Below are 17,533 nucleotides of genomic sequence, written 5' to 3'. Positions count from 1 at the left end.
CGAGCATGCCTGCTCAAGGAGTGCTCGTTATGTCCTCTCGTGTGTCCAATCTACAGATCGCTCTCACCGCAGCGCTGGCCGCCGGAGTGGCCGCGGCAATTGCCAACGCGCTCGTCGCACGCGGTACCGAGCGCAGGAACCCGCCCAAAGGCAAGTTCGTCGAGGTGGACGGTGTGCGCCTCCACTATGTGGAGCGCGGATCGGGGGAGCCCCTCGTGCTGCTGCACGGGAATGGCGTGACCATCGAGGATCTCGAAACAAGCGGCCTGATCGACCTCGCCGCTGCCAAGCATCGCGTCATCGCCTTCGATCGCCCCGGCTTCGGCCACAGCTCCCGTCCGCGCACGACCGTTTGGACCGCGCATGCGCAGGCGAAACTGCTTCACAAGGCGCTGCGACAGCTTGGCATTCCGCGCTTCGTGCTGTTCGGCCATTCGTGGGGCGCATGCGTTGCGGTCCGGCTCGCTGTAGACCATCCTCAGGCGGTCTCTGGCCTGATCCTCGCTTCCGGGTATTACTTCCCGAACTTTCGTGCCGATGCAGTCGCGCTCTCCGGCCCCGCGGTGCCGGGCCTTGGCGACGTGCTCCGCTACACCCTCTCGCCGCTCGTCGCACGGCTGATGTGGCCGCTGATGCTGCGCAAGCTGTTCGCTCCTGCAAAGGTGCCGGCGAAGTTCCGGGCATTCCCGCGCGACATGGCGCTGCGTCCGTCTCAATTGCGCTCATCCGCTGCCGAGTCGATGCTGATGATCCCTGCGGCCTACGGCGTCACCGGAAGGTACGCGGCGCTGAAGATGCCTGTCGCCATCGTCGCCGGAGAGGGCGACCGCATCGTGGACATCGACGACCAGTCCGGCCGCCTTCACGACCATATCCCGGGCAGCACGTTCAAGCGCATCGCGGGCGGCGGGCACATGGTGCACCAGACCGCCACCCGCGAGGTCATGTCCGCCATCGAGGATGTGGCACGTGTTTCCCATGAGCGGGGCTGGCGCCCCGGTGCAACGTCCGACGCGCCAATTGGGCGGGTTTTTCCTTCGTAGTTCGTACTGCGCGGAACGGGCGACGAACGCCGGAGGTGATGACCACCGATGGTTTGGCGTCACCAGACGCCGCGACCCCACGACCCCGTGAAAGGCTCAACTCATTGATTTCAAATGCTTTGAAATCTTACGCGACGCTCTGAAGCGTGCCGGAAGGGAGTCGAACTAATGATTTAATAGATTGATTTTAAAGGTAAAATACAGGTAGAAAATTTTTCACGCCTACAGACGTGCCTACATTTTTCGCGGCTGCAGCTTCGTGAGTTCGGTGCGCAAAAAGCGGAATCCCACTGCATTTCACTGGGTATCTTTGAGAGCCATAGCAGCCTCGCGCGCGCGAGGCCAAGCGATCTTGAGCGGCGAGCCGCGTTCCGACTCCAATCGTCTGCGCATCCCAGTTCGGCCGGAAGCCGGGATCGGCGTCCAAAGCCGCTTGGTTTCCGAACATCGGCCATGCCTGCCACAAACCATATCGATGATCCGAGCTTTGCAACTCCGGACAGACAAGCGGGGTGACTATAGGCCCAGGTTCAAGAACAAAATATTCGATCCGAAATGAAGCCAGAGCCTCCCCTCGGCACGAGTTGCTTGACAAATAGACGGTATTATGATAAGATACAGAGGCGGAGACTGCCGCCAGCCTCACGAAAGATCGCATCATGACTGTCAAATCTCAGGCCGCCTCGCACGGCATTCTCGTGCTCTTCAATGCCACGCCGTCCCAGGCCGCAAAGTTCGAAGGCGAGGCCGCCGAAAAGGCGCGCGTTGCAGCCGAGGGCCTCGGCCATCGCAGCGTGACGCTGCATCCGGCGAAGGACGCCAAGCTCATCGCGAATCTCGCGCGCGGCGCCTTCGACAAGGAGGGTGCTCCCCTGCTCGGCGCGGTCACGCCGCGCATGATCAGCGAGCTCGCGGCCGTGGTCGAGAGCGCGGCCAAAACTGCGCCTGTCGTGCAGTTGATTCCGAAGGCCGCTGAGGCCAAGGCGGCAGCACAGGCGACGACGACAGCGCCGGCCGTCGAAACGGCCGCTGAGGCCGCCTCGGGCGCCACGGACAAGCCTGTCGCTGCCGTGGCCATCGCATCGCAGAACATGCTCGACGGCGGCAATCTCGGTGTTGTCAGTAAGGAGGTCGCCGTCGGCCTCTGGCCCGAGATTGCCAGCGGCCATTTGGTGCTGGCGCCGGACTATGAAGACGGTGCGTTCAACGGCTGGTGGCCGGCCGAAGTCATCAATCGCGATGCGACCCGGGCCACGCTCAAATGGCACGGCTTCGATGATCTGCCGGTGATCACGCGGCCGATCAGCCAGCTCGCCCTCATGCATCCCGATTGCAAGGCGTGAGCGGGAAGCTGGGAGGCCTCATGGCCTCCCAGCACTATTATCCGGTAGGCTTCCGACGAGGTGCCCGCTTTCGGATGGGGGGCGCCGGGTCGCTCGCCCCAGCGGCGCTGACTAATGTCGACATCTCAACGCCCAGAGCCTGCGCGATCGCCCATATCGTGGTGAGGGTGGGATTTCTGCGCCCGCCTTCTAAGCCACTGACGTAAGCACGATCGACGCCCATGCGTTCAGCCACCTCTTCCTGAGAGAGGCCGATCGCCAGACGGCAGCGTCGAACGTTTGCACCAAGCACATGTTGCGCATCCACCATGGTGCGATGGCGCGTCATTGTGCACTAGTGTGCTACGCATTATAGTGCATGTTACGAAATTCATCTCCGCCGATGCCCGATTTTTCCAGGGCTTCGCCCCCCTCAGAAAGGAACCCCTCCGATGGCCTCTCCCAGGCTGATCAGGACGCTTGCGCTGTGCTGGCAGCCTCGGCCTGCTCGCCAGCCCCGCCTTGGCCCGCTCCGAGTACGGCTACAAGGACCGGATCTTCGAGCAGAAGTACGTCCTCCCGGAACAGCTCATCCGTCGAGACGTGCTCAATCAGAGCGCCGCGCTGGGAGCCTTCGCGGATCCGAACCGCTTCTTCTCGGCCGAACTGACCGAGGCCATGGGCGGCATGTGCGATTTAGCCCTCGTCGCCATCAAGACGGTGAACCAGGAGCCCCTGACGCAAGCCCAAATATTCTTCAGCAACCTCGATGCCCAACAGGATCGATCGTTATCCGAGCCCGCGCCGCCGGATGAGATGTGCCGGCTTCAGACCGGCTATTTCAAAGCCGCCTATGCCGACGACATGTCGACCGATCGGCAGCTTGCCGACCTCGCCGCACAGATTCGCAAGCGCTTTGCCGCCGATTGGCTCAGCCGGGCCGAAGCGGGGCGGGCCGACATTCAGCTCGGAGCCCAGCGTTATGCCAGGATCCAGCACCGAATAGACCTGCTGACACGAGTTGGGATCTCGGTTCCGAAGGCGAACCTGGGCGGCATCAATCTGACGCGCGTGAAGGAGGCTCTCACGCTTCTTGCGAATGACGACGCCTACGCCGCGGTCGAGCACAGCCTGTCCCAGCTGGAGAGCGACATCATATGGCGCGTGCAGCAAACGTGGCTGCGTGAGGGGCGCAGCCTCAAATCGCCGCCGCCCCAGCCGAGCCCATCGGGAGAGGCGAAGCCGACCACGTTCGAGGAGGCGTACAAGGTCTTTCACAAATACCTGGGCGAATGCTGGGATGTCCCGTTCAGGTATAGGCAAAGCAGCATCTCGATCACCGTCCGCATCGCTCTCAAGCCGGACGGCTCCCTCGACGGTGAGCCCTCGATCATAAAGCAGCCGCAAGAGCAAGAGGCGCGAACGTTTACGGAAAGCGTCCTCGACGCTTTGAAACGTTGCGCACCCTATGTGTTCTTCCCATCGGACCAATACGAGACGTGGCGGGAGCTCCAGCTTACGTTTAAGCCGCAAGATCGCTCCCGTTCGGATGATGCGCCGGATACCGCAGTTCCGGAACGTGAAAGCGCCGGGCAAAAAGGAGATGCGCCAAAAGCGCTGGCACAAGCCACGGCTGCCGCCGATGCTTTGGATGCCGCTCAAGCGCGTGTCGCGCGAGCACGCCAGGCCGTGCAGTCGGCCGAACGGCGCTTGCAGGAGCGCTCCGCCGCGATCCAGGCCGATCAGGCGCGCCGCATGCAGAACCTGGCCATGGGCATGGCGCGGGGCCCATCCGGCATGGCGCAGGCGTTCCAGGGTCTGGCGGGCGGCGGTGGTCCCGATCCCCTGGAAGGAGTGCGGCGCGAGCGAGCACAGGCACAGCGCGAGCTCGATCAGGCCTTGGCCGCGCTCGCCACGCTGCGGTCAGCCCCAAAGACGGCTTCGGCGTCGAAGGCCGCATCCGTCGCGCAGCCGGGCGAAGAACGCTGCGTCGAAGGCGGCCGCTGCACCATCGTCGAGCGCACGGTCTTCTGCCGCACGCCGCAACAGCTCACAGCCATCCTGTCGGAGCGGCCGGGACCGGCGCGGCGCAGGGTGCGCGATCTCTTCGCCAGCACCGGCGACTGCACCATGATGGGGCCAGCGGTCAGTTCCTGCACTGGTATACGTTCGGCACAGGCCCCAATGACGTGATTGGCCAGACCAATCTGAGCGCGGGCACCCGCACCACGCTCATTCCCGATATCCTGGGCTCGGTGATCGGGGCATTGGATTCCGGCACTGGCGTGCTCTCGAAGGCCGGATACCAGCCGTTCGGCGAGAGCCCCTCCACCGCCGGCACGTTCCGCTACACCGGCGCGCGGATCGATGCGGAAACCGGCGGGCTCTATGATTTCCGGGCGCGGATGTATTCCCCCCGGCTCGGCCGCTTCCTTCAGCCGGATCCGATCGGCTACGATGGCGGGATCAATCTCTATGCCTATGTCAATAATGATCCGCTGAATCTGGTCGATATATACGGCCTTGCGGCGGATAGCCCAATGCGAAGCCTGAGCGGCTATTTTTACGAAAGCGTAGACGCGCTCCTTCAAGCACCCCGCGACATCCGCGGTTATGCTTCCGATTTAAAGAGCGACCCGTTAGAGTTTCTGCAGCGAGCTGGTCCGACGGTCGCGGGCCTCGGGATGGCCGTGCCACTCATGCGGGTTGGGCAGGCCGCAGAAGAAGCAGCGACGGTGGGCGAGAGTGCGCTCAACGGCGCGTCTTCGTTGTACGATACGTCCATTACGCGCGCGGGGAGCCAATATCTGAACGTTCAGACCGATGTTGGCGCAGCTGAATTTCAGAAAAACCTGGTATCGAACGGATATAATTTCGTGAAGCGATCGCCGGGTGCCACGATACTAAATAATGGTACGAATACGTGGACGATTTATACACGGACGAGCACGGGGGTGCCTGGCGCACAGTTTTTTGGTGGCAACGGCAGCATCGTGAAATACTCATTAGGTGGGCCATGAGCGGCCCTGCTGAGGACGGCTTTAGGATGGGTAGCGTAAAGGCTTCTGATGAAGCAAAGCACCGTGCGTTCGATCACATGGTTCGTTCCATCGATAGCGCGGCGTCTTTTCCAGCACAGGTGTTTCGAGGGAGTTGGGGCGCATTTTTGTTTTTCGAATCCGATCGTTTGTTTGCGTCGAATTTTGCTGTGATCGCGGCTGGCTTGCTAAGTACGGAGCAGGCGGAGGTTTGTTGCCTGCTCAATTTCAGCGAGACGGACGGGATGGCGTATGAGTCGGCAGCCATGTTGTTCATAGATACAGAGACGGAGCCGCATTCATATGACGCTATGCTGCGACAGGGCGGCCCGGCCCAGGGTTGGTTGTTTGGCATGGACCGGTTTGGAAGTGCATCGGACCGCGGGGGATGGAGCATTTACTGCGAGAAGGGGAACGATGTTGCCGTCATTGCCCTGCGCCAGCGCGGCGATATGGAAAAATATGCGGAGCATTTGAAACAGCTGCACGCCGAACCGATTACGGTGCTCCTCAAGGCCGGCCCTGCGGCACCCGCTCCGTTCGGCCAATTGATTGAGCCTTGGCGACACGGCCTTGCCCAGCACTACGGCGTTCAAGGAGGCTGACGGCCGATGAGGTGCGGCAGAAATACGGTGCGAGGTAGTCAAAAGCTGAGGCCGGGCGCGAGTTTGGGCCGATTTAAGATATGGCAAGATAAACACGCCGTTGTGCCGTCAAGGGCCGGCCTGACGGCCGCTCGGCTTTGCCAACCGCTTCGCCGCCATGAACCGCCCTCCGCTCGCCCGGGTGCTGCCAGGAAATGCTGCTGGACTACGACGGTGCGAGCGGCACGGTTCTGAACTGGTACGCCTTCGGATCGGGACCGAACGACGTGCTGGCCCGAATGAACGCCGCAGGGACCGCGCGCACCAGTTTCATCCCCGACATCCTGGGCTCGGTGGTGGGGCGGCTGGGCGCCGGTGACCTGCCCCTGAGTTTTTCCTCCACGCGGAGCTAGAGTCCGGCCCTTGAGAGGACGGACATGAAGCGAGCGAGATTCACGGAAGAGCAGATCATCGGGATCCTGCGGGAGAACGAGGCTGGGGCGAAGGCGGGCGATCTGGCCCGCAAGCACGGCGTTTCGGAAGGTACGATCTACGCCTGGAACGCCAAGTTTGGCGGCATGAGCGTGTCGGAGGCCCAGCGGCTGAAGGCGCTGGAGGATGAGAACCGCCGGCTCAAGTCGCTGCTGGCGGACGCGATGCTCGACAAGGCGGCGTTGAACGAGCTGCTTTCAAAAAAATGGTAGGGCCCGCCGCCGTGCGCCAGGGCGTCGCTCGTCTGCGGACAGTGTTCGAGATCAGCGAGCGTCGGGCCTGCTCCATTGTCCAAGCCGACCGCAAGATGGTGCGCTACCGATCCTGCCGGCCGCCGGAGACCGCGCTGCGCGAGCGTCTGCGCAGCCTGGCCACCGAGAGACGGCGGTTCGGCTACCGCCGGCTGTTCGTGCTGCTGCGGCGGGAGGGCGAGCCCTCGGGCAAGAACCGCATCTACCGGCTCTACCGCGAGGAGGGGCTGACGGTGCGCAAACGCCGTTCCCGCCGCCGCGCCATCGGCACGCGGGCGCCGATCCTGGTCGAGGCCAAGGTCAACGCCCGCAGGTCCCTGGACTTCGTGCACGACCAGTTCGCCGGCGGGCGTCGGTTCCGCATCCTTAACGTGGTCGACGATGTCACCCGCGAGTGCTTGGCGGCGATCCCCGACACCTCGATCTCGGGGCGTCGAGTGGCGCGTGAGTTGTCGGCCCTGGTCGCCCGCCGCGGTCGGCCCGGCATGATCGTCAGCGACAACGGTACGGAGTTCACCTCCACCGCCATCCTGACCTGGGCCGAGGATCATCGCGTCGCCTGGCACTACATCGCGCCGGGCAAGCCGACCCAGAATGGCTTCGTGGAGAGCTTCAACGGCCGGATGCGGGACGAGTTGCTCAACGAGAGCCTGTTCTTCGGCCTCGACCACGCCCGTCAGAAGCTCTCCGAGTGGGCCGCCGACTACAACACCCGCCGACCGCACTCGTCGATCGGCTACCAGACCCCTGCGGCCTACGCCGCGCACCTGACCGCAACAGGCCGACCCGCAGCGCAATCTGAAAGCTCTGCGCGCCGGCTCGTTGCTCACACCGCGCCGAACGGCGTAACCAACGCTGAGACTCTGGTCCAGGCTGGATGAAAAATCAGGGGCAGGTCACCGGCGACGGCACGCTGACGAAGGCGGGCTTCCAGACCTTCGGCGAGAGGACGTCACTCGGCGGCACATTTCTCTACACCGGCGCGCGGATCGATGTGGAGACCAATGGGCTCTATGATTTTCGGGCGCGGATGTATTCGCCCAGGCTCGGGCGGTTCCTCCAGCCGGATCCGATCGGCTACGATGGCGGGATCAATCTCTATGCCTATGTCAATAATGATCCGCTGAATCTTGTTGACCTGTATGGGTTGGCGGCGGATAGCCCTTCCTTCAGCCAGAGTTTGCTCCAGAGCCTCGTGAATGCTGCCCCAGGGGCCTATTATGCCGGGCTGGCCGCGGGAGAGTACCGGCAGGGAAATTATGGTTCAGCGGTCGTCTATGGAGGAGCATCCGTCGTAGACAGCATACTCGGTGTTGTGGGTCCAGGGATTGGCGTTGGCACAAGAAGCGCATTAAGAGCCGCAGCGGAAGGGGCAGTCCCGGTCATTGAAATGTCTACTTCGCGTTTCGGGCAAGCGGCTGAACATATTGCTGATGCGCAAGCTGCCGGCCAACCTAGCATTTTGACGATAGACAGGCTTGGTGCTGGCGCGAATAGGGCTGCTGCGACCGGCGGGATACCGAAGGTGCCGGGGATGCAATTGGATGAATATCCCCCAGCTATGTTCAGCGAGGGAGGTGCTGGCGCAAGTGTTCGAGCGATAAGCCCGGCGGACAATATGTCTGCGGGTTCGTATATTGGAAACTGCTGCAAGCCCTTACCGAATGGCTCACAGGTGCAAATCAAGGTTGTCCCATAATGAAATCCGTGGAAATATCTATTCTTGTCTCGTATTCGCAAGTGACGGTTTTCGATCACTCGCTTGAACGTCCGTTCAATCAATGGACCGAGAAGCATGTTGCTCAGGGATTTTCGTGGAGACCGCGTAGCGCGGCGTTTCGTACTATTGCGGAAGGTGGTCAGCATATCGTAACCGTAGCAGTCGACGTCATCGAAAACGGACAATCGCCTGATGCGGTTAGGATAATAGAGGTGCCGTTCGAGGTACCTGCTGATGGAACCATCGAGATTGGAAGTATCTCGGACAGCTATATTCTTGAAATTCCAGCTGGAATATACAAGTTGAGATTTGAATGTTACGAGCCTGTTAGCAGCAAAGCAGCTAGAATTCGTTTCCTATTTGTGCGGGATACGAATCCGAAATTTCGGATTGTTCGCGCCGATCCCGATCTTAGTCCTGAAAATGAGTTGCTTCTCACCACGTCTGCAGCCTGAATGAGGTTTCTGATAGCTGATATCAGATGCCGCAGAGGGTGCAGCCGCCTAGGCTTTCAGGTCTGCAACGGAAATCTCACCTTCGACGGCACTTTCACCTATGGCTACGATGCCGAGAACCGTCTGGTCTCGGCGAGCGGGGCCGGCACCAGTGCCAGCTATGCCTACGACGCATTGGGCCGGCGCAAGGCGAAGACGGTCAACGGCGCAACGAGTGTCTTCGTTCAGGATCCGCAGAGCCGCGCGGTTCTGGATTACGACGGTGCGAGCGGCACGGTTTTGAACTGGTACGCCTTCGGATCGGGACCGAACGACGTGCTGGCCCGAATGAACGCCGCAGGGACCGCGCGCACCACCTTCATCCCCGACATCCTGGGCTCGGTGGTGGGGCGGCTCGGCGCCAGCGACGGTCTACTGACGAAGGCGGGCTTCCAGACCTTCGGCGAGAGGACGTCACTCGGCGGCACATTTCTCTACACCGGCGCGCGGATCGATGCGGAAACCGGCGGGCTCTATGATTTCCGGGCGCGGATGTATTCGCCGCGGCTCGGGCGGTTCATGCAGCCCGATCCCATCGGCTTCGATGGCGGGATCAACCTTTATGCCTATGTCAATAATGATCCGCTGAATCTCGTGGATCCCTCGGGATTGGATCCATTGATGGGGACGGTGGTAGGAGCGGTCACGGGAGCTTTTTATGGAGCGGCGGGTGCTGCTGCTGCTCCAGGTTCAAGTTGGAAATCGGTTTCGGCTGGCGCGATCGTCGGTGCGATCACCGGGGGTGGGCTAGGATTTATTGATCCAAGTCTCGGAGTCGCTACTTTTGCATTCCTTGGTGCGATGAGTGGTGGCGCAGGCGATCTTGCGGGGCAGATTTTAACAAATGCTATTGAAGGCAATTTTTCAACACAGATAAATCCCGGCTCCACCGCTGGCGCAATAATCGGTGGCGCTTTGAGTGGTGCAGGGGGCAGTGTTTTGGGAAATATATTATCAAAATCTCCTGGTTCAGAATGGATTAAGTCGGCCGTTGCAGCTTCGATCTCAAGTGGGCCTTCTGTTTTTGCGCCTCTCGTTGGTGGGGCTTTGTTCGAATCTTCTGCTACTAAAACACTCAAAAATAGAGATGAATGAAGTGAAAAATATCAATTATGATTATTTATTGTTAGCGATTACATCGATCTTTTTATTTATCTTTATAGTTTATTCTTTAACGCAATTTGAAAGGCGCTCAAATGTAAGGAAAATATATAGAGTAATAATTGGTTTTTTTTCTGTATTATTTCTTGTTTCATTGGTGATTTTTCAGATCGGTTTAATTGGTGCGGCCGTCGGCGGCGGATTGGCCGCCGCGTATATTATAATTGCGACTCTTTTTTTGGAGGTGACGTTGGGCTTGGCGCTTCTAATTCGCGCCGCGCGTCTTATCAATTTGAAATATAATTCAATTCACGAAGAAGAAAATTTTTCATCCCTAAAATATAATAATTTGAAAAAATGGGTACCATTGATGTTTATCGCATTTAGTATTTGTTTTATAACATTGATATTTTTATTGTTGTTGTTTAATATAGGTTGATGTTTATTTGCATTTTTTGAAATTTTTCCGGCTGGTGGCTGCAACTCGAGCTCTGGATGTGATGGCGTCCTCCTCTGATTTCCAATTCAGCCCGGCGCAGGCGCCGCCGACGGCGTCGAGCGCCGCGTTCAATTTCACCTACGACGCCACCAATCGCCGGCTCACGCAGAGCGCGAATGACAGCAGTTGATGGAGTACTCCTTCAACAGCCTCTTCCACCCTCTACGCCGCCAATACCCTCAACCAATACACCAGCGTGGGCACGGTGAGCCCGACCTATGACGCCAACGGCAACCTGACCTTCGACGGCACTTTCACCTATGGCTACGATGCCGAGAACCGTCTGGTCTCGGCGAGCGGGGCCGGCACCAGTGCCAGCTATGCCTACGACGCATTGGGCCGGCGCAAGGCGAAGACGGTCAACGGCGCAACGAGTGTCTTCGTTCAGGATCCGCAGAGCCGCGCGGTTCTGGATTACGACGGTGCGAGCGGCACGGTTTTGAACTGGTACGCCTTCGGATCGGGACCGAACGACGTGCTGGCCCGAATGAACGCCGCAGGGACCGCGCGCACCACCTTCATCCCCGACATCCTGGGCTCGGTGGTGGGGCGGCTCGGCGCCAGCGACGGTCTACTGACGAAGGCGGGCTTCCAGACCTTCGGCGAGAGGACGTCACTCGGCGGCACATTTCTCTACACCGGCGCGCGGATCGATGTGGAGACCAATGGGCTCTATGATTTCCGGGCGCGGATGTATTCGCCCAGGCTCGGGCGGTTCCTCCAGCCGGATCCGATCGGCTATGATGGCGGGATCAACCTTTATGCCTATGTCAATAATGATCCGCTGAACCTGGTCGATATATACGGCCTTGCGGCGGATGGCCCAATGCGAAGCCTGAGCGGCTATTTTTACGAAAGCGTGGACGCGCTGCTTCAAGCACCCCGCGACATCCGCGGTTATGCTTCCGATTTAAAGAGCGACCCGTTAGAGTTTCTGCAGCGAGCTGGTCCGACGGTCGCGGGCCTCGGGATGGCCGTGCCACTCATGCGGGTTGGGCCGGTGGCTGCAGAGGGAGCAGAAAGTGCGGCCAACATCGCTAATGGCCCAAGGCTCGCCCAACAACTTTCGCTTGAATCGGCCAACTCACCGTTCACTGCGTCGGGTGGATTAACCCAAGACGCGATAAACAGCTCAAGGCAGATTATTGCTCCAGGCGAGTTGGGAAACCCCGCGCTCCCGCAGGGGGTAGGCAAATATGCGACATCGACTTTCCAGAGCCCATCGGGAAATTTCCAGGTGCATTACTATATGAATTCGACCACTATGGAGCCGTATTACGGACTCGACTACAAGACCATCTTTAACACCAGCAAGTCATTTGGGGCATTCTGAAATGAAGGTAAAATGCACCAATTTATTTAACGCAAAAGGGGAGGCTGTCGATTCTTCCCCTTGGTTGACGATGGGGCAGGTGTACCACGTTATGAGTATTTTCATGGATCAACAATCTGGCCTGCGGTACAGAATTATAAGCAACGACCGCGACCCCGGGTTCGCTACAATGGGGTACCAGAGCGCAAAATCGTTTGAGGTAATTAGTGAAACTGTTCCGTCCAACTGGAAAGTTAGGGTTTTAGAGAACGCCGCGATCGACATTTCTCCGGAATCCTGGCAACAGAATGACTTCCTCGAAGCCTTCTATGATCGCGACCCTGAGGCATATTCGATATTCGAACGTGAGCGGGATATCATACGATCTGAAGATCCGTAGTCGGAAGGAGTGGCATCATCCGGACCTACGATCCGGCCAGCCCCGATTGAGTGGTCCAGTTTGACCCTAATGCATTGCCGGCCTTTGTGCCGGCTTTGATGTTGGCGGTGGCGGCACGATGGCGGCCGGCGCCGGCGGTTTGTAGCCGAGCGAGGAATGAGGTCGTTCAGTGTTGTAATGCTGCCACCAACTCTCGATGACGATCCTGGCCGCGGCAAGGCTGTAGAAGATCTCGCCATCGAGGAGTTCGTCGCGGAGCTTGGAATTGAAGCTCTCGCAATAGCCCTTCTCCCACGGCGAGCCAGGCTCGATGAAGGCCGTTCTGGCCCCGGCAGCGGCGATGAACTCCGGGCCATTGTCTGAACGAACATGCCCCGGCACGCCCCGCAGCACGTACAGGTCCGTCACGACGTCGATGGCGGCGGTCGAGTTGAGCTTCCGGTCGATGCGGATGGCCAAGCATTCCCGGGTATATTCGCCCAGGCTCGGGCGGTTCCTCCAGACTGATCCCATCGGCTATGATGGCGGGATCAACCTTTATGCCTATGTCAATAATGATCCGCTGAACCTGGTCGATATATACGGCCTTGCGGCGGATGGCTTCTCCGCTGGAGCATCGAACGCGCTGTTCAATACGCCGATCTCAGCTGCACTTCAGAACGGAAGCTTTGCGTTCAATGCCGGGGCTCTCGGGGGGGGAAGTGGCTGCTCCCGTCGCGACCCTCTTTATTGGCAATGCCATAATTGGCCGAGCCGCAGCATGGTTCGGCCAAGCCGCCGCAGACAGTGCAGTCCCCTCGGCGCTCGAAGCGGGCGTAGCTCATGAAACCGAGCGCTTGGCTCAGTTGGGTATTCCGAAGAACAATGGAGTCTGGCGGCCGGGTCAAGCTGACTTCGATAGCGCCGCATTTAAGGTGATTGTCGGAGACCCGAAATTTACCCCCGGCGGATTGGCAAAGGGTACGATTTTTGACGGCACTCTTGGCGGAAATCTCGAACTCAAGGGCGGCTCAAGTATGCTAGATTCTACCTATCAACTTAGACTTCAGACTTACAGGTCACTGACGACGGACACGCCACTCACAATCGAGACAACGAGGCCGATTAATCCGGCCTTCCAGTCCTGGCTCGACCGATGGGGTGTTTCGGTCGTCCGCCCCAATTGATATGTGCAGCCGAGACATCGTACAGAGGAGCACGCCGTGAAATTTGAAATGACGAAGCGGCAAGTCGCAAGGGGTGCGCTACCGGATGCCGAGGTGAATAATCGAATGTATCTGATCAAAAATGTGTCTGAGTTGAGAGCCACATATCAGATACGACTTCTCCTCTATCGGGCCGTTCAGGAAGGCTCAAAACTGGTGCTGGACGTGCCGAAGGCATGTAAATTTAGTGAGACTTTGAAGGCCTTGGCCAAAGAATATCGTCGGAATCTGGAGGTCACGAGAAGCTAATGGGACTGTATCTGGCGATCTTCGACGGTGATGACGAGCTGGATGGGGTGGAGGTGGGTTCCTACGCCGACTTTAGCGCGTTCCGATCTGCAGTTGCGGTCCATCTTGAAGGGGGAGTGGCAGGGTCGCGATACCCCACTTTGATGCTGCATTCTGACTGCGATGGGCAATGGTCTCCAGATGAGTCTGCTGTGCTGGCAGCGGAACTCGCGGCGATCACTGAAGGGTTTATGGACCTACCCGCCGAGCCCCTTGGAGAGGGTTGGAAGCCTCGGGTGGCCAAATCGCTCGGGCTTCGCCCCGCCAACCTATATGACTGCTTCTTTGATGTGGACGGCGAACCCCTCTTGGATCGCTTCATGGGCTTGACGCAGTTGAGCGTTGAGCGAGGGTTGCCCATCCTGTTCCAATGAGACGAAAGCAAGATAAAAGCAGTGGCTCCCCCTGCGGGTTAAGTCATTGTCTGCACGTCGTTTTTTAGCGAGATAGGTAGAACTGGTGGCGAGACACCGGTGCCGTTTTTGGTGCCGGAAGGGCGGCAAGCGGTTGATCCGTCAGCGAAAATCCTGCCTCCCTGTTGGAGACCTAGCCGCGCTGGCGCGCGGCCAGGTCACTGCCGCTCCCGCCAGACCTGCGGCCCAGCCAATGCGGTCGGCGCGGGCCGGGCGAGGTTCATTCCAGACATCCTCGGCTCGATGGTGGGCCGCCTTAACAGTGCCTCGGGACAACTGACCAAGGAGGGCTTCCAGGCCTTCGGCGAGAGCACGTCGACCAGCGGCATGTTCCGCTATACCGGGGCGCGAATCGATGCCGAGACCAATGGGCTCTACGATTTTCGGGCGCGGATGTATTCGCCCAGGCTCGGCCGCTTCCTTCAGCCCGATCCCATCGGCTATGATGGCGGGATCAACCTTTATGCCTATGTCAATAATGATCCGCTGAACCTGGTCGATATATACGGCCTTGCGGCGGATAGCCCGATGCGAAGCCGGAGCGGCTATTTTTACGAAAGCTTCGACGCGCTCCTACAAGCGCCCCACGACATCCGCGGTTATGCTTCCGATTTAATGAGTGATCCGTTAGAGTTTTTGTGGCGAGCTGGTCCGACGGTCGCGCGCCTCGGGATGGCCGTGCCACTCATGCGGGTTGGGCAGGCCGCAGAAGAAGCAGCGACGGTGGGCGAGGATGCACTTGCGACTGACTTCCGGGAAAGCAAGGGGCGTGAGTTAGGCTTACGCAAGATAAATGCATTCTGGGGCGCGCCGTCTCAAAAATCAAAATATATGAGACGATATTTATGTTCTGAAATTTCAACGCGTTGACTGTCTCATAATATAGTCTCATAATGCGAGAATGATTATTGGCTACGCGCGCGTCTCAACTGATGGGCAGACTTTAGATAGCCAGATCGAACACCTCAGGGCCGCTGGCTGCGAGAAGCTGTTCCAGGAGACGGCAAGCGGCGCCAAAACGGACCGCCGGCAATTGCGAAAATGTCTGGCCGCCTTGCAAGTGGGTGACACGCTTTTGGTCGTTCGACTTGATCGCCTGGCACGCTCGACGCGTGATCTGCTCAATATTCTCGCCGAGATCGCCGAGCGCGGTGCCGCCTTCAAGTCTCTCGGCGACGGCTGGGCCGATACGACCACGCCGCATGGCCGTCTCATGCTCACCGTGCTTGGTTGGTCTTGCCGAATTCGAGCGTGAGCTGATCAGAACACGCACGGGAGAAGGCCGCATGCGCGCCAAGGCGCGCGGCGTGCGATTCGGCCGAAAGCATGTGCTTTCGGCCGATCAGCGTGCCTTCGTTGCCCAGCGAAGGGCGGAGGGAGAGAGCGTACGCGAACTCGCGCGAATCACAGGCGTGAGCAAAGCCACCATCAGCCGTATCGGACCCATGGAGTGAGGTCGTGGCGCCAATTGCGGACATGCTCTGGCCGCTGCAAATCAGACTCTGACGCCCTCGCTCTAGGGCGCTCTTTCGGAGCGCCCTTTGGAATCCGTGAAGCGACCTGTCAGCGGGCTTCAGCAAGCGCCAAGGCATCCGCACCTGCCGGGAATCTGAGTTGTCCCGTCTTATCGTGGACGGCGGCCCAAATCGCCTCCGCGACATCGCTTTCGCGCGTCGTCAGCGCCGGCGTTGCGAAGGATGCGAGGATCGGCCGGGCGAACTCGGCATACTCGCCCGGCAGCAGGTCCTGAACCGGGATAATGGCGTTCGCACCAAACCGCGTTGTTGGGGCATAGCCCGGCTCAACGAGCTTCACGCCGACACCGAAATAGCCAAGCTCATGTGCGAGAGACGCGCTGAATCCCTCGACCGCCTGTTTGGACGCCGTATAGGCGGCGGCGAGGGGGAATTCGCCAAGCGTGACGCTCGATGTCACGTTGACGATCATACCTGACCGACGCTGCCGCATCTGCGGGATGATCGCCTGACACATCGCCATGACGCCGATCGCATTCGTCGCGATGAGTTGGCGAATGAGTGACATCGGCATGGCTTCAAAGGCGCCGACACCGCCAACCCCTGCATTGTTGACCAGAACGTCGATCTGGCCCGCCGCATCGATCAGAGCAGCGATGCTTTGCTCACAGGTGACGTCCAGCGGCATCACGCGCAGACGGCCGGTCGGGGCCTCGAAAATATCCGGATCCAGCCGCCGCATTGACGCGATAACATTCCACCCACCCCGCAGGAAGTGCTCCGCCGTCGCCTTGCCGTAGCCCGACGAGGTGCCGGTGATGAGGATCGTCTTGCTCATGGACTATCTCCTTACGTTCGCTGAAAGGAGGATGGACGAGACCGCAGAGACGATACATAATTAAAGCTCCGAAAATAATTATAGATCGTCCGAAATGGATCCTTTGAGCGATACCATCAGCCTGCTCCGACCCAAGGCCGCCGTCTCGAAGCCGATTTCCGGGCGCGGGCAATGGGGGGTACGGTACGAGGCCCATGATGCTCCGGGATTCACCCTCGTGTTGGCAGGAGAGGCATGGCTGGCCTTTGAAGGCAAAACGCCCATCCAGATTGCCAAAGGCGACTTCATTCTCCTTCCCACGACGCCCGCGTTTACCCTGAGCAGCCAGCCCGGAGTCGCCTGCGTGCCCGTAGAACCAAGGAATGAAGCTGTCCGCCACGGCGAGCAGGATGGTGACGCCGACTTCGCCGCGCTGGGTGGCAGCTTCACATTCGACAAAGTGAATGCCGCCCTATTGCTCAAGCTGCTGCCTGATCTCATCCACATCCCGGCTTCCGAAGGCAGGGCGACACGCTTTGGTCGCTTCGTCGATCTTCTTTCCGAAGAATGCGCCACCGATTTCCCAGGACGGGAATTGATCATAGAACGGCTGCTGGAGGCCATGCTGGTGGAGACCCTCCGCTGGCGCCGAAGCGGCGCCGCGGCCCTGTCCGAAGGCCTGCTCCGCGGTTTGGGCGATCCTGCCATCGCACGTGCGCTTCATGCCATGCACGGCGATGTGCGCGCGAACTGGACCGTCACGCGTCTGGCCGGTATCGCGGGGATGTCTCGCTCCAGCTTTTCGGCGCAGTTTAGCGAGCTGTTGGGGTGCGCCCCGATCCAGTACCTGACGCGATGGCGCATGGCGATGGCCAAGACGGCCCTTGCACGCGGGACTAAGACGCTGGATCGGATCGCAGCTGAAATCGGCTATGAGTCGGCGAGTGCCTTCAGCACAGCATTTCGCAAACGGCTCGGCTGTCCGCCGGGACAATTTGCACGAGACGTAGCTTCGTCGCCGTAGTCTCTGCTGCTAGGACGGGAAGTTTGCTGCTACAGCGACAAATGGCCGGTATGGG

Annotated in this window: 21 protein-coding genes and 1 pseudogene; 19 read left to right on the top strand and 3 right to left on the bottom strand. The window is 59.6% G+C overall.

Features of this window, described 5'->3' with window-relative positions:
* Window positions 1-29: 29 nt before the first annotated feature.
* Together V5F68_RS01455 and V5F68_RS01450 are read left to right on the top strand one after the other, a co-directional pair.
* Window positions 30-1,043, top strand: coding sequence for an alpha/beta fold hydrolase (locus tag V5F68_RS01455; protein WP_394014794.1), 1,014 nt, complete (start codon window positions 30-32; stop codon window positions 1,041-1,043).
* A gap of 698 nt (window positions 1,044-1,741) precedes the next feature.
* Window positions 1,742-2,386: a hypothetical protein gene (locus V5F68_RS01450; RefSeq protein WP_509274651.1), complete on the top strand. Its 645-nt coding sequence runs from the start codon at window positions 1,742-1,744 to the stop codon at window positions 2,384-2,386.
* Window positions 2,387-2,423: 37 nt separating this feature from the next.
* On the opposite strand, the gene V5F68_RS01445 is transcribed toward V5F68_RS01450, so the two are convergent.
* Entirely contained in the window at window positions 2,424-2,696 is a 273-nt protein-coding gene (locus V5F68_RS01445) for a helix-turn-helix domain-containing protein (protein ID WP_394016428.1), read from the bottom strand.
* 191 nt (window positions 2,697-2,887) lie between these two features.
* Here V5F68_RS01445 and tolA point away from each other — a divergent pair, with 191 nt between their 5' ends.
* The 11 genes from tolA (at window position 2,888) to V5F68_RS01390 (ending at window position 11,877) form a co-directional block, all read left to right on the top strand.
* Window positions 2,888-4,558 carry a cell envelope integrity protein TolA gene (tolA, locus tag V5F68_RS01440; RefSeq protein ID WP_509274650.1) on the top strand — a complete coding sequence of 557 codons (1,671 nt, stop codon included), beginning with the start codon at window positions 2,888-2,890 and terminating at the stop codon, window positions 4,556-4,558.
* A complete protein-coding gene (locus V5F68_RS01435) occupies window positions 4,555-5,385 on the top strand; it encodes an RHS repeat-associated core domain-containing protein (protein ID WP_509274649.1) in 831 nt (276 codons plus the stop codon). The genes tolA and V5F68_RS01435 overlap by 4 nt, the downstream gene beginning before the upstream one ends.
* A 26-nt stretch (window positions 5,386-5,411) precedes the next feature.
* Complete coding sequence (locus V5F68_RS01430) at window positions 5,412-6,008, top strand: hypothetical protein (protein ID WP_394016439.1); 597 nt, start codon at window positions 5,412-5,414, stop codon at window positions 6,006-6,008.
* Window positions 6,009-6,202: 194 nt separating this feature from the next.
* Complete coding sequence (locus tag V5F68_RS01425) at window positions 6,203-6,400, top strand: hypothetical protein (protein WP_394100506.1); 198 nt, start codon at window positions 6,203-6,205, stop codon at window positions 6,398-6,400.
* Between the two features lie 24 nt (window positions 6,401-6,424).
* A protein-coding gene (locus tag V5F68_RS01420; RefSeq protein ID WP_394016438.1) for an IS3 family transposase occupies window positions 6,425-7,611 on the top strand; the annotation gives its coding sequence in 2 pieces (ribosomal slippage) (window positions 6,425-6,677 and window positions 6,677-7,611; 1,188 coding nt in all).
* Complete coding sequence (locus V5F68_RS01415; RefSeq protein ID WP_509274648.1) at window positions 7,608-8,429, top strand: RHS repeat-associated core domain-containing protein; 822 nt, start codon at window positions 7,608-7,610, stop codon at window positions 8,427-8,429. Before V5F68_RS01420 ends, V5F68_RS01415 begins: the two co-directional genes overlap by 4 nt.
* Window positions 8,429-8,905, top strand: a complete 477-nt coding sequence (gene comJ, locus V5F68_RS01410; protein ID WP_394016441.1) for a competence protein ComJ — start codon at window positions 8,429-8,431, stop codon at window positions 8,903-8,905. Before V5F68_RS01415 ends, comJ begins: the two co-directional genes overlap by 1 nt.
* Window positions 8,906-10,039: an RHS repeat-associated core domain-containing protein gene (locus tag V5F68_RS01405; RefSeq protein WP_509274647.1), complete on the top strand. Its 1,134-nt coding sequence runs from the start codon at window positions 8,906-8,908 to the stop codon at window positions 10,037-10,039. It begins immediately after the preceding gene.
* On the top strand, window positions 10,032-10,484 hold the full coding sequence (locus tag V5F68_RS01400) for a hypothetical protein (RefSeq protein ID WP_394016436.1): 453 nt from the start codon (window positions 10,032-10,034) through the stop codon (window positions 10,482-10,484). Before V5F68_RS01405 ends, V5F68_RS01400 begins: the two co-directional genes overlap by 8 nt.
* A 7-nt stretch (window positions 10,485-10,491) precedes the next feature.
* The gene (locus V5F68_RS01395) at window positions 10,492-10,674 is read left to right on the top strand and encodes a hypothetical protein (RefSeq protein ID WP_394016435.1); all 183 of its coding nucleotides are present in this window, start codon (window positions 10,492-10,494) and stop codon (window positions 10,672-10,674) included.
* A gap of 75 nt (window positions 10,675-10,749) precedes the next feature.
* Window positions 10,750-11,877: an RHS repeat-associated core domain-containing protein gene (locus V5F68_RS01390; protein WP_509274646.1), complete on the top strand. Its 1,128-nt coding sequence runs from the start codon at window positions 10,750-10,752 to the stop codon at window positions 11,875-11,877.
* Window positions 11,878-12,322: 445 nt separating this feature from the next.
* Here V5F68_RS01390 and V5F68_RS01385 read toward each other — a convergent pair.
* Window positions 12,323-12,766: pseudogene (locus V5F68_RS01385) on the bottom strand (integrase core domain-containing protein); the annotation flags it as partial.
* Between the two features lie 191 nt (window positions 12,767-12,957).
* Between V5F68_RS01385 and V5F68_RS01380 the strand changes: the two are divergent.
* The 5 genes from V5F68_RS01380 to V5F68_RS01360 all read left to right on the top strand — a co-directional run bounded on the left by V5F68_RS01380 (window position 12,958) and on the right by V5F68_RS01360 (window position 15,616).
* On the top strand, window positions 12,958-13,422 hold the full coding sequence (locus tag V5F68_RS01380; protein ID WP_394100505.1) for a hypothetical protein: 465 nt from the start codon (window positions 12,958-12,960) through the stop codon (window positions 13,420-13,422).
* Between the two features lie 287 nt (window positions 13,423-13,709).
* Window positions 13,710-14,123, top strand: a complete 414-nt coding sequence (locus V5F68_RS01375; protein WP_394016430.1) for an Imm70 family immunity protein — start codon at window positions 13,710-13,712, stop codon at window positions 14,121-14,123.
* 282 nt (window positions 14,124-14,405) lie between these two features.
* Window positions 14,406-15,032 carry an RHS repeat-associated core domain-containing protein gene (locus V5F68_RS01370; RefSeq protein ID WP_394100504.1) on the top strand — a complete coding sequence of 209 codons (627 nt, stop codon included), beginning with the start codon at window positions 14,406-14,408 and terminating at the stop codon, window positions 15,030-15,032.
* Between the two features lie 31 nt (window positions 15,033-15,063).
* Window positions 15,064-15,417: a recombinase family protein gene (locus tag V5F68_RS01365; protein WP_509274645.1), complete on the top strand. Its 354-nt coding sequence runs from the start codon at window positions 15,064-15,066 to the stop codon at window positions 15,415-15,417.
* Between the two features lie 31 nt (window positions 15,418-15,448).
* A complete protein-coding gene (locus V5F68_RS01360) occupies window positions 15,449-15,616 on the top strand; it encodes a helix-turn-helix domain-containing protein (RefSeq protein ID WP_394100507.1) in 168 nt (55 codons plus the stop codon).
* Window positions 15,617-15,725: 109 nt separating this feature from the next.
* Here V5F68_RS01360 and V5F68_RS01355 read toward each other — a convergent pair whose 3' ends face one another.
* On the bottom strand, window positions 15,726-16,475 hold the full coding sequence (locus V5F68_RS01355; protein WP_394016425.1) for an SDR family oxidoreductase: 750 nt from the start codon (window positions 16,473-16,475) through the stop codon (window positions 15,726-15,728).
* 94 nt (window positions 16,476-16,569) lie between these two features.
* Between V5F68_RS01355 and V5F68_RS01350 the strand changes: the two genes are divergently transcribed.
* Window positions 16,570-17,478: an AraC family transcriptional regulator gene (locus V5F68_RS01350; RefSeq protein WP_394016426.1), complete on the top strand. Its 909-nt coding sequence runs from the start codon at window positions 16,570-16,572 to the stop codon at window positions 17,476-17,478.
* The last annotated feature ends 55 nt before the right edge of the window (window positions 17,479-17,533 follow it).

The organism is Roseixanthobacter pseudopolyaromaticivorans (assembly GCF_043195145.2).
Lineage (GTDB): Bacteria > Pseudomonadota > Alphaproteobacteria > Rhizobiales > Xanthobacteraceae > NCEH01.
Note: the sequence above shows the minus strand (reverse complement) of the source record. Positions and strands in the feature narration are given on the sequence as shown.